Below are 14,199 nucleotides of genomic sequence, written 5' to 3' on the forward strand. Positions count from 1 at the left end.
CCGCGCGTCGGAGCGGCTCCCGCGGATTCCGCGCGGGTACGACCGGTGTCCGATACGCCGAGCGGCGAGGCGGGCGGCTGCCGTTGTCCACTCGGGAGCGTAAATGTCCGAGGCCCGTGCGCTGTCCTCCGAACAGATCAGCGGCCTTCGTGAGGAACTGGACAACGGAACCACACCCACCGTGTGGTTCACCGGTTCGGCGGTCGGCGTCGACGCCGGGCGCTCCGGCAAGGTCGTCGCCATGGACGAGCCTGCGGAAGGGGAGTTCCTGCAGGTCAAACCCGCAGGATCCAAGGACGTGCTGTCCTTCTCGGCAGCCGAGGTGACCCTGGACAAGCCCGCACCGAAACGCAAGGAGACCGGTCGGGCCGCCAAGAAGAAGGGTGCCGACGAGGCTCAGCCGGACACCCCCGCCGAGCCGGCTCGAACCGGGCCGACCGCCACCACGTCCGCGGCTACGGGTGATCCGGGCGGCACGACGAACACGGCGAAGGACTCCGGAGCGGCCGAACGCGGCACCGACACCGCGGGGACGTCGAAACGATCCGGTGGTTCAGCGTCCTCCTCGAGTGCAGGGGAACAGTCGAACAAGACCGAGTCGACCGGTTCCAAGCGCAACGGTACTTCCCGTACGGGCGGGAGTACGTCCAAGAACAACTCCCCGCGTCGTCCCGCGGGTGCGACCATCATTCTCACCGCGGGCGAGGACGGGCATTGGAGCGTCGAGGTCAGCAACGGTAGGAAGCGGGTACTGCGTCCGACCGACGTCCCGGCCTCCGCCGTGGGACAGGCGGCGAAAGCGCTGCACGACGACGTCGCGCAGGCGGTTGAGCCCTTGCTGGAGGCGGAGCGGGAACACCAGCGCGCCAGGGTGGAGCAGCTGCAGCGCGAGCTCGACGAGGCCCAGCGCAGGCTGGAGGAACTCGGCACCCGGTGACGGCCGGTCGCGTACCGGGCGGCGAGTGGCGTGCTCGTCGCCCGCCGCGCGGTACGCCGCCCGCCGGTTCGGTCGTGCACGGGCGGGAAGCCTGACTCGCGGAGAGGCAGTGGCGGCGGCGACGTGCACTCGAACCTACAATGGGTCGCGTGAAGGGCCGTCTGCTTTCGCCGGGCTGGGTACTGCTGCACCTGGTGTTTCTCGCCGCCGTCGTCGCCACCGGCTGGCTGGGCTGGTGGCAGTGGGAACGTGCCCACGACGCGGGGGGTAGTTTCCAGAACCTCGGATACGCACTGCAGTGGCCGCTGTTCGGTGCGTTCACCGTATTCCTGTGGTACCAGGTGATCCGGATCTCGCTCGGCAGCGCGGAGGAGGAAGCGGCCGAACCGGTCATGGCACCGGAACTGTCCGCTCCGGCTGCCGATGCCCACGAGGAGGCGGACGAGGCGGGATCGTCGCCCACGGCTGTCCCGAACCGTGTCGCCGAGGACAGCGGTCCGGAACACCCGAGACGTTCCCCGGTTCCGGAGCGCGCGCCATCGGTCACCGAGGAGGAGGATCCGCAGCTCGTCGAGTACAACCGCTATCTCGCCGAGCTCAACGCCGCCGACTCACGACACCGCTGATCCTCGCCCGCGTCGATTTCGCGAGAAATTGACGGAGCTCGGGGCGCGCCGCCGTACCGGGCGCGGCGATTTCCCACGAAATCGCGGCGCTGTTCGTCGGGACGGGACCATGCGGGTAAGCAGCGCGGGTAACCCCGGTGCTTGAGTCGGATGCATCGCGAGGCCGGGCCGCTCGCCGCGTAGGTCGCTACCCGATGTCGAGCGTCCCCACAGCGAGAGCCGTGCGAGAGGTTCCGCCACCCGCGTACCTACGGTCAGCCGGAGAGTTCAACTAGCCGTTGAACTCGATCCGGTCGAACGTTTCACCCTGCACCACGTTGTGCGCGTTGCCGTTGAACTGGTTGACCGTCCGGTTGCCGGTGGCCCGCAGCCGCTGATGTACGGGTTCACCCACCTCGCGCAATCGTGCGCCGAACTCGGGATCGTCGTGTTCGAGTTGTTCGAGCCGTTCGGCCAGCGCAATGACTTTCGGGTGATCGGCGGGACGGTCCTCGGCGGCTTCCAGCGCCGCCCCGGTCCGCGGGTCCGCTTCGGACTTGCCTCGCACGAGCTCCCGCACCTTCGCCAGCGCCGCCGAGCCCGCGCTGCCGAGCGCCGCCGCGGCCTGCCCGGCCAGGGCCGCGGCGATGGAGTCCAGGAAGGGATCGGTCATTCGCCCAGTGTATCCATTCGGGTATCCACTGTGTTCGCGATTCGTGAGTGACACCGGTGCGATCCGTTGCGCTTCGGGAAGCTCGTGAGGTTCACCGGTGTTCGGGCAGGGGCTTTCCGGTTCGCGCGGCGGTCTTCACGAATTACCGAGCGTCGTCACACGATTCCGGTTGCTTTTCGGTGACATCACTCACCCGGACGCCTGCGTTCGAGTGGTTTTCCCCGGTGAAGTCCACTTTTTCCGGTGCGACCCGGTTACTGGCGACGTGCGGTGTGATATCAAGTAAGCGAGCGACGACGGGGGATCCGGGATCGGTGCCCGGTCCGACCCGGCGCCACCTTTCCCTCGCGGGGTCCGGATCCAGCAGCGCCGTTGGAACGCGGCATGCGCGCCGGGCCCCGATGTCGATGCTCTGCTCGGTGAACACGAGTGTGATTGGGGCTTGCGTGCGGCGCGGCGGCGTGCTGTTAAAACTCTTCGGTCTTTGTGTGCTTTCAGGTGTGCTGGTGGCGAGTCTGATGCTGCCCGCCGCCATCGGTGCCGGTGCGATGGTGAACGAGACGACCTCGGCCATGTCCCGGATGTCGGATTCGCTGGAGAAGGCGCGAATGCCGCTTACCACCGAGGTGCTCGACCGCAACGGCGATCCGATCGCCCATTTCTACGACGACTACCGGGTCCCCACCTCCTCGGACCAGATCGCCGACACCATGCGCTCGGCCATCACCGCGATCGAGGACAAGCGGTTCTGGGATCACAACGGTGTCGACTGGCAGGGCACCATGCGCGCGCTGGCCACCAACATCAGCAGTGGCTCCGTGCAGGAGGGCGCCTCCACGATCACGCAGCAGTACGTGAAGAACTACCTGGTGCACGTGGCGGCCGACAACAAGGTGGAGCGCCACGACGCCCAGGCCACCACCATCGCCCGCAAGCTGCGCGAGGCGCGGTTGGCCGTGGAGCTCGAACGCACCATGAGCAAGGGTGAGATCCTCTCCTCTTACCTGAACGTGGTGCCGTTCGGCAACCAGACGTTCGGTGTGGGAGCCGCCGCCCAGACCTACTTCGGCATCGGCCCGGACCAGTTGAACATTCAGCAGGCCGCGCTGCTGGCCGCGATCGTCAACGCCCCCGGCGCGCTCAACCCGAACAGCAACCCGGACGCGGCGCGGGAGCGGCGCAACGAGGTCATCGATCGGATGGCCGAGCCGAACAACAACTTCCGGATCACCAAGGAGGACGCCGAGCGTGCCAAGCAGCAGCCGCTCGGGGTGCTCTCCCCGCTGGGCCGGCCGCCGAGCAGCTGCGTGAGCGCGGGCGGCAGCGCCACCAACGGATTCTTCTGCTCCTACCTGCGGGACTACCTCAACGAGGCCGGTTTCAGTGACAAGGAGCTGGAGAACGGCGGCTACACCATCCACACCACGATGGATCCCGAGGCCACCAAGTCGGCCAAGAAGGCGGCCGAGGCGCAGGTGCCCAAGAACTCCGACAACATCGCCAACCCGATGGCGATCGTGGAACCGGGCCAGAACAGCCACAAGGTCCGGGCGTTGGTCGCCAACCGCGACTACGGCAACGACGCCAGCAAGGGACAGACGGCCTACAACATCACCACCGAAGTGATTCCCCAAGGAGCCGGTTCGGTGTTCAAGATCTTCACCGCCGCCGCCGCGATCCAGCAGGGGTGGAGCCCGAACGACACGATTCCGGTTCCGTCCGCTTACACGACGCACCAGTTCGGCCACGGGCAGCAGTGGACCGTGCACAACGCCGAGGGCGTCTCCACCGGGAACAGAAGCCTGCGGGACGCGCTGGCCACCTCCCCGAACACCGGGTTCGTTTGGTTGCTGGAACGGGTCGGGCTGAACAACGCCGTGGACATGGCAGAGAAACTGGGGCTGCGCCACAGTCTCAGTCGGATGGTGGATGCCGACGGTGACTCCGACACGGACGAGAAGATCTCCAAGGCGAAGGACATCAAGCAGAGCAGGCAGGGCTCGTTCACGCTCGGTGTCACACCGGTGAGCGTGCTGGAGCTGTCCAACGTCATGGCCACCATCGCCAGCGACGGCAAGTGGTGCCCGCCCACTCCGGTGGAGTCGATCACCGACCGCGACGGCAACCCGGTCCAGGTCAACGAGGAGTCCTGTTCACAGGTGGTCGCGCCGCGCACCGCGCACGGACTGGCGCAGGGGCTGGCCGACGACCACAAGGCGGGCGGTACCTCGCACGCCGCCGCCGAGTCCGCGGGCTGGACCAGGCCGCTGATGGCCAAGACGGGAACCACGCAGTACTACCAGTCCGCCGTGCTGGTCGGTGCCACTCCGCAGATGGCGGGCGCCGTGATGACCTACACCGACGGCCCGCCCTACGAGGGCATCTGCGTCAACGGCAGTGCGGCGCCTTACCAGTGCAGCAACACGGGCGGGAACCTCTTCGGTGGCACCATTCCGGCGCGGACGTTCTATCCGGCCATGAACACGGTGCACGAGGGTCTTCCGGTCAAGCAGCTGCCCGAGTTCTGAGACGTACGACGGCCCGGCCGGCGTCCCCCAGATGGCCGGCCGGGCCGTTTTCGTTCGGTGTGTTCGGCCCACAGTGGCACCGCCTCGAACGGGGGCACGGCCGGTGGCCCCCGTTCCCCGGCGGCACGCGGGAGATCAGCGGTGGTGGAACCGGGAGACGCCGCTGGTGAGGCCCTCCTCTTCCACCTGTTGCCGTGAGATGTGTACCGGCAGCCGGTGCAGCGCCACCAGCAGCAGGATCAGCAACCCCAGCACGATCCAGCCGGTCCAGCCGAGCAGACCCACCGAGACGTTGGAGAACGTCTCCTCCGGTGCGTTGAACACGGCGGGGAGCACGGCCGCGGCGTTGAGGAAACCGTGCGCGACCACGGCGGGCCACACACTGCGCGAGGCCAGCCTGAGCCAGCCGAGCAGCGCGCTGACCAGCACGCAGAAAATGATCATCATGATGAAGGCGGCCACTACGGGCACGGTCGGGTAGTTGTACCCCAGCACCAGCAGCGGAGCGTGCCAGAGCCCCCACAGCACTCCGGTGATCAGGAAAGCGGCGGGTTGGCCCAGCGGCAGCAGGGCCGGGGTGAGGTAACCCCGCCAGCCCCATTCCTCACCGGCGGCGGGAATCACGTTCAGCCAGCCGAACACGAACACGTGCAACACCAGCAGCAGGCCCCCCATGAACGCGGAGTCCGGGGCCTGGTCGGTCAGCGCGAAGCGGAGCTGTCCCGGCAGCCCGGCGAAGTCGAACCAGTGCGCGTCGTAGACGGTCAGCGCCCAGCCGACCAACAGCGCCAGCAGCATCGCCACCGGCGCACCGATCCAGCCGAGCAGCCCGTAGCGCCACCAGCCGCGTATCCCGCTGGGATGGGTCACACCGGTCTCGCGGAGCATTCGGCCTCGCGGGCTGATCCAGCGGTTCGTCACGAACGTCGCCACGGCGGGCATGAACATCATCGCGATCAGCAACGGGGGGTACCAGCCCCAGGACAGACCCTGGCCGGAAAGCCACAGCGGCAGGGTCAGCAACCATGCCGGTATGTAGGCGATCAGCACGAAGCCGACCACCCCGCGAACGTCCACTCGGTCGTACTCGGAGCTCATCCCGGTAATTCTGCCAACCCGAGTCCCACACATACAGCGGGTGATCGCCGACATTCGCCACGGAAATCGCACATCCCGGGTTCCGCGGGGCCGATCGGCGGAACCTCGCACCGTTCCGGTGGTCCGGAGTTCCGGCCGAACACGCACGGGTCGCCCCGGGCTCCGTGAACCCCGGGGCGACCCGTTTCACGCCGTGCGCGTGTCGTTCCCGCGCGGGAACTCATGGCTGGTGAACGCGCACGACGCGAGTCCGACGATCCGAACCGTCGGGTGCGTTCAGCTCCGCGACGAGCCGCGCACCCGCTCGGTCGCGACACGCATGTTCTCCAGGGCGGTCCGCACCTCCTCGTAACCACGGGTCTTGAGCCCGCAGTCGGGGTTGACCCACAGCCGCTCGGCGGGCACCGCCTCCAGGGCCGCGCCGAGCAGCTTCTCGATCTCGTCGGAATCCGGCACACGTGGTGAGTGGATGTCGTAGACACCCGGACCGACGCCTCTGGCGAACCCGACCTCGTTGAGGTCGTCCAGCACCTCCATGCGGGAACGAGCGGCCTCCAAGCTCGTCACGTCCGCGTCGAGGTCCACGATCGCGTTGATGACCTCGCCGAACTCGGAGTAGCACAGGTGGGTGTGGATCTGCGTGGCGTCGGTGACGCCCGCCGTGGCCAGTCGGAACGAGCGCACCGCCCACTCCAGGTACTGCCCGTGCCGTTCGGAACGCAGCGGTAGCAGCTCGCGCAGTGCGGGCTCGTCGACCTGCACCACGCCGATACCGGCCGATTCGAGGTCGCTCACCTCGTCCCGGATCGCCAGCGCCACCTGGTTGGCCGTGTCCCCGAGCGGCTGGTCGTCCCGGACGAAGGACCAGGCCAGGATGGTGACCGGGCCGGTGAGCATGCCCTTGACCGGCTTGTTGGTCATGCTCTGGGCCTTCTTGGCCCACTCGACGGTGATGGGATCGGGCCGCGAGACGTCGCCGAACAGGATCGGCGGGCGCACGCAGCGCGAGCCGTAGGACTGCACCCAGCCGTTCAGCGTGCTCACGAAGCCGTTCATGTACTCCGAGAAGTACTGCACCATGTCGTTGCGCTCGGGTTCGCCGTGCACGAGCACGTCGAGGCCGAGCTCTTCCTGCATGGTGATCACGCGCTGGATCTCGTCGACCATCCTGGTGTTGTAGGTGGCCTCGTCGATCTTGCCGTCCCGGAGCTGGGCGCGCGCCTTGCGCACGTCCGTGGTTTGCGGGAACGAGCCGATCGTCGTGGTCGGCAGCGGCGGAAGTCCCAGTGCCCGCTGCTGATCCGCACGCCGCTTGGTGTACTCACCGCGATCCGCGTCCTGCGGGCGCAGTTTCGAGATGCGATCACGCACCGCCTTGTCGTGCAGCCTGGCCGCGTTCCGCCGGTCCTCGATCGGAGCGCGGGCCCTGTCCAACTGGTCGCGTACCGCCTCGCGTCCCTCGTGCAGGGCGCGGTCGAGCAGCACGACCTCCTCGACCTTCTGCCGCGCGAACGCCAGCCAGGACTTGACCTGCGGGTCGATGTCCCGCTCGGCCTCGACGTCGTAGGGCACGTGCAGCAGCGAGCACGAGGTGCCCACCGAGACCTCACCGGCGAGACCGAGCAGCGTCGCCGCCTTGGACAGCGCGTCGTCGAGGTCGGTCCGCCAGATGTTGCGGCCCTCCACCAGACCGGCCACCAGTGTCTTGTTCCGCAGGCCGGTCAGTCCGGACAGCACCTCCATCGTGGTCGAGCCCGCCACGAGATCGACCCCGACCGCCTCGATCGGCGAGGAGGCCAGCACGCCGAGGGCCTCGCCCGGATCGCCGAAGTAGGTGGGCACGAACAGTTTCGGCCGTGCGGTGAGCTCACCGAGCCTGCGGTAGGCGCCGCGCAGCTTCTCGAGTTCCGCCGGCTCGCGGTCGGCCGCGAACGCGGGCTCGTCCAGCTGCACCCACTCCGCACCGGCGCGGTGGAGTTCCCGCAACAGCTCGGCGTAAACCTCCAGCAGGTCGTCCAACCGGTGCAGCGGCGCGAAGGAGGACGGTGCCCCCTCGGCGCTCTTGGACAGCAGCAGGAAGGTCAGCGGCCCCACCAGCACGGGGCGGGTGGTTATCCCGAGTTCCCGCGCCTCCTGGAACCGCTCCACGGGGGTGCGGTCGGCGAGGCCGAACCCGGTGTCCGGACCGATCTCGGGAACGAGGTAGTGGTAGTTGGTGTCGAACCACTTCGTCATCTCCAGCGGCGGGGTGGATTCCACACCGCGTGCCATGGCGAAGTAGGTGTCCAACGGGTCCAGCCTCAGCTCGCGGTAGCGCTCCGGTACGGCACCGAAGGTCACCGCGGTGTCCAGGATCTGGTCGTAATAGGAGAACGTGTTGCTGGGAACGGATTCCAGACCCGCCTCGTGCAGTTCCCGCCAGCTCTGGGCACGCAGCGTGCGGGCGGTTTCGCGCAGTTGTTCCTTACCGCTCCTGCCCGCCCAGTAGCTCTCCAGGGCCCGCTTGAGTTCCCGCTGCGGGCCGATGCGGGGGTATCCGAGTACGGTGGATCCGATTTCGCTGGTCAAAGCTCTCTCCTCGCGAGCTCGACGACATGGTCGACCGAGCACCTCGAGGAATGGGGCACACGTGTCCACGGTCGCGTGGGAGCTCGCGACGTGACCGCCCTGCCGACCTTCCCTCGAGGTCCCGGACTCGCGCACCGCTCGCGGTGCGCACCGACGGCAGGTCTTCGGACTCGCGGGCACCGCCGGCTGTAGCCGGTTCTCCTACTGGTCGTCGGCTTCCCGGACCCCGGGTCCAGTGCCGTGTTCCGCTCGCGATCCCGGGCAGGGAGCGCGGCGGTGACGACGTTCGTTCCCACTCACCGCTGCGGGGCAGTTCCGGATTCGCACCGGATTCCCTCTTGCCTCAGCGACGAGGCCTGTGCCCTCGCCACTGAACCATCGGCGCTCGTATGGTTGCGTGCCCTGCCCGGTTTGGCAAGCCCCGCCCCTCTTTCACGGCGGTTGATGGGCACGTTCGTACCGTCGCTCGGCTGCCGTTTCGCCGTTCGGTGTATCAGCGGTCACACCGCGTTCCGGTGCGTGGCGAACTTGCCAACGACGGTGGTCGCGCGAAAGTATGTGGTACATGGCCGGTGAACTGCTGCCCGCGACCCGACGTGCACTGCTGCGCCGACTGGCACTGGAGCAGTCGGGGAACCGTGTTCCCTCGATCATCGCCGGATTGGTGCGCGACGGTGAGACGATCTGGGTGGATTCCCGCGGGTGGGTGGGCGATCGACGGCCCGATTCCGATACGCAGTACCGCATCGGGTCCATCACCAAGACCTTCGTGGCTGTGTTGGTGCTGCGGCTGCGTGACGAGGGACTGCTGTCGTTGTCCGACCGGTTCGGCGACCACGTGCCGGGCACGGCCGTCGACGACCGGCAGATCTGGCAGTTGCTCGCGCACAGCAGTGGGCTGAGCTCCGAGCCGGCCGGTCAGTGGTGGGAGCGGACCAAGGGTGAGGCCGCCGAGGACTTCCTCGCGGGTGTGGACAGCGACCAGCTGCGTCCCGAACCGCAGCACGTGTTCCACTACTCCAACACCGCTTTCGGGCTGTTGGGGCAGTTGATCGAGCGCGTACGCGGCAAGGACTTCACGACGGTGCTGCACGAGGAGATCCTGGAACCGCTCGGGATGCGCCGCACCACGGAGAGCCCCGTCCCGCCGTACGCGCCGGGGCTGGCGGTGCACCCCTGGGCCGACGTGCTGCAACCCGAACCGTTCGAGGACGCGGTCGCGATGGCTCCGGCCGGTCAGCTCTGGTCCACGGTGGACGACATGCTCCGCTGGTTGCGTTTCCTGGCCGGTGAGACGGGGGAGGTGCTGCACCCCGACACGCTCGACGAGATGCGCAAACCGGCCAGTGTGGACGACGGGCCGCAGTGGACCAGGGGAGCCGGGCTGGGGCTGCAACTGGCACGGCACAACGGGCGTGCGCTCGTCGGGCACAGTGGTTCCATGCCGGGCTTTCTGGCCAACATGCTGGCCGAGCCCGCCGAGTCCACCGGTGTGATCTTTCTCGCCAACACCACGGCGGGGGCGAACGGCGCGCTCGCGGTGGATCTGCTCGAGATCCTCGCCGAGCACGAACCCCGTATCCCTCCGGAGTGGGTTCCCGAGGGAGGGGTGTCCGAGGAGCTGCTGGAACTGACCGGGTTGTGGTACTGGGGTCCGGTGCCCCAACTGCTCCGGGTGCTGCCCGACGGCATGCTCGATCTCTCGGCGTGGCAGGGTCCGGGGCGGCAGTCACGTTTCCGGCCGGACGGACCGGACGACTGGATCGGGCTGGACGGGTACCACCGAGGTGAGCGGCTGCGCGTCGTCCGGGCCGTTGACGGGTCCGTCACACATCTGGATCTCAACACCTTCGTCTTCACCAGAAGGCCCTACGACCCCTCGGCACCCGTTCCGGGTGGGACGCTGCCCTGGGAGTGAGACTCCGGTGCGAGTCCGCGCGGAACCTCGTCACTCCCCGAGCGGAGGTAAGCAGCCGCCGCGTCGGGACACGAGCCGACGGGTGACCGTGCCTCGGCGGAACCCGGTACCCGAGAGCCCCACCCCCGGGGCGCCGTCCCGGTTTCCCGGGGGTGGATCGTTGTCGGAAGCGGTTGCCCGGCATCCGGCGGTGGGTGGTTCGGGCCGTGGGGGACCACTCCGTGAAACGTCGATTCCCGGTGTGCCGGACCGTGCGCCGTCTCAAGCGGACGAGCGACGCTCTGTGAGCGCTCTCGAAAGAACTCCGTGCTCGCGGGTGTCCGCTGTGCACAAAGTGTTTCGTCGGCTTTCTGCGGTGCTGCCGTGCTCGTCGGACGATTGGCGCTGGGTACTCCGTTCGAGGGAGAACCTGCCGTCTCGCATGTGTTGACCGTCACTCGATCGTGTCGTACGTTGTCGAACAACGTTCGGTATTCCGGACATGCGATTGGAGAGCCAACTCGCGGACGGCGACAGGATCGGACGACAATGCACACTCTGGCCGATGGGCTACGGCTGTCCATGAACTGGATGGACAGTCTCATTCTTGTCATTTACTTCGTGGTCGTGCTAGGTATCGCGTTCGCCGCGAAACGAAGCGTCCACTCCACGCTCGACTTCTTTCTGTCCGGGCGTTCACTACCCGCGTGGGTGACGGGACTGGCGTTCGTCTCGGCGAATCTGGGAGCCACCGAGATTCTCGGCATGGCCGCCAACGGCGCGCAGTACGGCGCCTACACCGTGCACTGGTATCTGATCGGCGCGATTCCGGCCATGGTTTTCCTCGGCCTGGTCATGATGCCGTTCTACTACAACTCGAAGGTGCGCAGTGTTCCCGAATTCCTGCTGCGGCGGTTCAGCAGTTCCTCGCACCTGTTGAGCGCGGTCATATTCGCGGTGGCCTCGGTTCTGATAGCCGGTGTGAATCTCTACGCGCTGGCCATCGTGCTGCAGGCGCTGCTCGGCTGGCCGATCCCGCTGTCCATCGTCATAGCTGGTGTGTTCGTGCTGATCTACATCACCGTCGGTGGACTCACCTCGGCCATCTACAACGAGGTGCTGCAGTTCTTCGTCATCGTGGCGGCGCTGGTGCCGCTCACCGTGCTCGGGCTGATCAGGGTCGGCGGTGTCAGCGGTGTCATCGACAAGGTGACCGCCTCCGAGGGAGCGCAGTTCCTGAGCGCCTGGGGCGGCACCGGATTCGGGCAGGACAACCCGCTCGGGGCCAACTGGCTCACCATCTCGCTCGGCCTCGGCTTCGCTATCTCCTTCGGGTACTGGACCACCAACTTCGCGGAGGTGCAGCGTTCCCTGTCCGCCAAGAACCTCTCGGCGGCCCGGCGTACTCCGCTGATCGCGGCGTTCCCCAAGATGTTCATCCCGCTGGTCGTGGTGCTGCCCGGTCTGATCGCGTTGATCATGCAGCCCAACATCGGGCAACCAGGCAGCCAGTACGACTACAACTCGGCGATTCCGCTGCTCATGGCGGAATTGTTGCCGAACGGCGTGCTGGGGCTGGCGGTCACGGGTCTGATGGCCTCGTTCATGGCCGGTATGGCAGCCAACGTCTCCAGTTTCAACACCGTGTTCACCGCGGATATCTGGGAGCCGTACATAAAACCGAACATGCCGGATTCGCACTACCTCACGGTCGGCCGTGTCATCACCGCCATCGGTGTGGTGGTCGGTATCGGAACGGCGTTCATCGCGGCTTCCTTCAGCAACATCATGAACTACATGCAGACGTTGTTCTCGTTCTTCAACGTCCCGTTGTTCGCCACGTTCATTCTGGCGTTGTTCTGGAAACGCATGACCGCCAAGGCGGGGTTCTGGGGATTGCTGCTCGGCACTCTCGCGCCGATCGCGTTCTACAGCATGTACCGGGCCGGAATAGTGGACATGGACAGCGCGCAGGGCGTGAACATGATCGCGGCCATCATCGCGCTCGTGACCGACCTCGTGGTCAGTGTCCCGATCGCGCTGGCGACGACACCGAAGCCGGAGGCCGAACTCGTGGGCCTGGTCTACACCCGGGCGGATGCCACGGACTCCGGAGAGATGCAGCGGGGCGACGACGCCTGGTACCGCAAACCGGCCCTGCTCGGTTGGGGTGCGATCGTGCTCGCCGTGCTGTGCTACGTCCCCTTCTCCCTCTGACGGAAGTTCCCGGCCGGGTTACTTGGCGGTGCGGGTGGCGGAACCTCTCGCACGGCTCTCGCTCCGGGGAGGCCCGACATCGGGTAGGTACCTACACAACATCGGGCCTTCCTCGCGAGAGCCGCACGGGAGAACCCGCTGCGGTGCCGACCGCGTGAGTGATGGGAGTTCGACCTGCGGGAGTGGTTGGAGTTCGGAGCCGTCGTGCCGTAGAAGATCGTCACATCCTGACCGGGGTGCAGATCGAGGAGTTCGACGAGGAGATGCTCTCGGGCCGAGAGGTGGTGTTCGTTGAGTCGGGGAGTCGTGGTTTTGGATCAAGAAGGACAGCAGGTTCGGTGGAGGTGAGCGATGTCGGAGTCACGTGAACCGGGTAGCGAGCAGGCGGACGCCGCGCGGCGGGAGAGATCGGCGAAGCTGTTCGACGTGCGGACGGTCATAGGCGGCCTGTTCGTGGTCTACGGCCTGTTGGTCGGATCGGCCGGGCTGTTTCCCACCGAGGAGGGCTTGGACAAGGCCCAGGGGGTAAACATCAATCTCTGGACGGGACTGTCGATGTTGGTCCTGGGAGCGCTTTTCCTGCTGTGGGTGCGGTTGCGTCCGCTGGAAACCCCCACGCGGGGCGACGAGGGCGACTGATCGGGTTTACGTCGCGCGAACCCGCCGACGGGGCTTTTCGTTCCGGCCGGAACGAAAAGCCCCGTCACGCGCGGTGGCCCAACCGTTCCGAAAGGTTCTCCGCTCCCCGCATCACGGTTCCGGTGAGTTCGCCCTCCGAGGCGTCGCTCCAGCGCAGGATGGGAACCGCGATGCTCATCGCGGCCACGACGACTCCGTAGTGATCGTGCACCGGAGCCGCCACGCAGGCGACCGCGTCGTTGGACTCGCAGTACTCCCGTGACCGACCGTGCTCGGCAACGCTGTCGAGTTCCGCTCGCAGGCTCGTGAGGTCGGTGATGCTGTTGTCAGTCATCGCGCGCAACGCCTCCGAACCGTAGAGCTCGTCGAGCTCCCGTTTCGGGAGCGAGGCGAGCAGGGCCTTGCCGACAGCGGTGCAGTGGGCAGGCAATCGCCTACCCACGGCCGAGACCATCCGCACCGGGTGCCCACTGTCGACCTTGGCGATGTAGAGGACCTCGGTTCCCTCGCGGATACCGATGTGCACGGTCTCGTTGCACTCGGCGGCCACTTCCTCCGCCACCAGCTGCCCCTCGCGGGCGAGGTCGAGGCGGTCGGCGTAGGCGGAGCCGAGCTGGAAACCCCGCGCCCCCAGTCGGTAGCGAGCGCCGCCCCGGCCCGAGGGGACGAGATACCCGCGCTCCACGAGCGTGCTGAGCAGCTCGTGCACCGTTGTGCGCGGCAGTCCCAGCTTTCCCGTGATCTCCGGAGCGCTGAGCTCCGGTTCGTCCAGGAAAAGCTCCAGGATGTCGAATGCCCGCTGCAGTGCGGGTACCGCTCGTGCCACCGGATTCGTCCTCCTGCCGTCGAGCCGGGGCGCGCTGTGACCCGGCCCGCGATGCCTGCCGGTTGTACCTCGGTATTTGACCGGTATTTCGAACAGCCTACCGAACGGAGTGGCCGGTTGCTCGCGGCGCCGTCTATTGACCTCGCGGAACTTCCGCGACTAAGTTATCCGAACAACGTCCGATATTTCGAACGGAGTAGGCGTTGGAAGC

10 protein-coding genes and 1 riboswitch are annotated in these 14,199 nt (G+C 67.1%); of the genes, 6 read left to right on the forward strand and 4 right to left on the reverse strand.

Annotated elements, in window-relative coordinates; translation table 11 throughout:
* The first annotated feature begins 103 nt into the window (after positions 1 to 103).
* Both J2S53_RS21375 and J2S53_RS21380 read left to right on the forward strand, forming a co-directional pair.
* Positions 104 to 937 carry a DUF6319 family protein gene (locus J2S53_RS21375; RefSeq protein ID WP_456242489.1) on the forward strand — a complete coding sequence of 278 codons (834 nt, stop codon included), beginning with the start codon at positions 104 to 106 and terminating at the stop codon, positions 935 to 937.
* A 149-nt stretch (positions 938 to 1,086) separates the two neighbouring features.
* The gene (locus tag J2S53_RS21380) at positions 1,087 to 1,563 is read left to right on the forward strand and encodes a hypothetical protein (protein WP_456242490.1); all 477 of its coding nucleotides are present in this window, start codon (positions 1,087 to 1,089) and stop codon (positions 1,561 to 1,563) included.
* A 271-nt stretch (positions 1,564 to 1,834) separates the two neighbouring features.
* On the opposite strand, the gene J2S53_RS21385 is transcribed toward J2S53_RS21380, so the two are convergent.
* Positions 1,835 to 2,215 carry a hypothetical protein gene (locus J2S53_RS21385; RefSeq protein WP_456242491.1) on the reverse strand — a complete coding sequence of 127 codons (381 nt, stop codon included), beginning with the start codon at positions 2,213 to 2,215 and terminating at the stop codon, positions 1,835 to 1,837.
* A gap of 506 nt (positions 2,216 to 2,721) precedes the next feature.
* Between J2S53_RS21385 and J2S53_RS21390 the strand changes: the two genes are divergently transcribed.
* Positions 2,722 to 4,743: a transglycosylase domain-containing protein gene (locus J2S53_RS21390; RefSeq protein WP_456242492.1), complete on the forward strand. Its 2,022-nt coding sequence runs from the start codon at positions 2,722 to 2,724 to the stop codon at positions 4,741 to 4,743.
* Positions 4,744 to 4,878: 135 nt separating this feature from the next.
* Here the strand turns inward: J2S53_RS21390 and J2S53_RS21395 are convergent, their stop codons facing one another.
* A complete protein-coding gene (locus tag J2S53_RS21395) occupies positions 4,879 to 5,841 on the reverse strand; it encodes a CPBP family intramembrane glutamic endopeptidase (protein WP_456242493.1) in 963 nt (320 codons plus the stop codon).
* 276 nt (positions 5,842 to 6,117) lie between these two features.
* Entirely contained in the window at positions 6,118 to 8,409 is a 2,292-nt protein-coding gene (metE, locus tag J2S53_RS21400; RefSeq protein WP_456242494.1) for a 5-methyltetrahydropteroyltriglutamate--homocysteine S-methyltransferase, read from the reverse strand.
* Positions 8,410 to 8,547: 138 nt separating this feature from the next.
* Positions 8,548 to 8,804, reverse strand: a riboswitch (cobalamin riboswitch).
* Positions 8,805 to 8,974: 170 nt separating this feature from the next.
* Between metE and J2S53_RS21405 the strand changes: the two genes are divergently transcribed.
* The 3 genes from J2S53_RS21405 (at position 8,975) to J2S53_RS21415 (ending at position 13,162) form a co-directional block, all read left to right on the forward strand.
* Positions 8,975 to 10,327, forward strand: coding sequence for a serine hydrolase domain-containing protein (locus J2S53_RS21405; protein ID WP_456242495.1), 1,353 nt, complete (start codon positions 8,975 to 8,977; stop codon positions 10,325 to 10,327).
* Positions 10,328 to 10,855: 528 nt separating this feature from the next.
* The gene (locus J2S53_RS21410; RefSeq protein ID WP_456242496.1) at positions 10,856 to 12,523 is read left to right on the forward strand and encodes a sodium:solute symporter family protein; all 1,668 of its coding nucleotides are present in this window, start codon (positions 10,856 to 10,858) and stop codon (positions 12,521 to 12,523) included.
* Between the two features lie 351 nt (positions 12,524 to 12,874).
* Positions 12,875 to 13,162, forward strand: coding sequence for a hypothetical protein (locus J2S53_RS21415; protein ID WP_456242497.1), 288 nt, complete (start codon positions 12,875 to 12,877; stop codon positions 13,160 to 13,162).
* Between the two features lie 64 nt (positions 13,163 to 13,226).
* Here the strand turns inward: J2S53_RS21415 and J2S53_RS21420 are convergent, their stop codons facing one another.
* The gene (locus J2S53_RS21420) at positions 13,227 to 13,988 is read right to left on the reverse strand and encodes an IclR family transcriptional regulator (protein ID WP_456242498.1); all 762 of its coding nucleotides are present in this window, start codon (positions 13,986 to 13,988) and stop codon (positions 13,227 to 13,229) included.
* Positions 13,989 to 14,199: the final 211 nt, after the last annotated feature.

It is taken from the genome of Actinopolyspora lacussalsi, assembly GCA_030803735.1.
GTDB lineage: Bacteria > Actinomycetota > Actinomycetes > Mycobacteriales > Pseudonocardiaceae > Actinopolyspora > Actinopolyspora lacussalsi.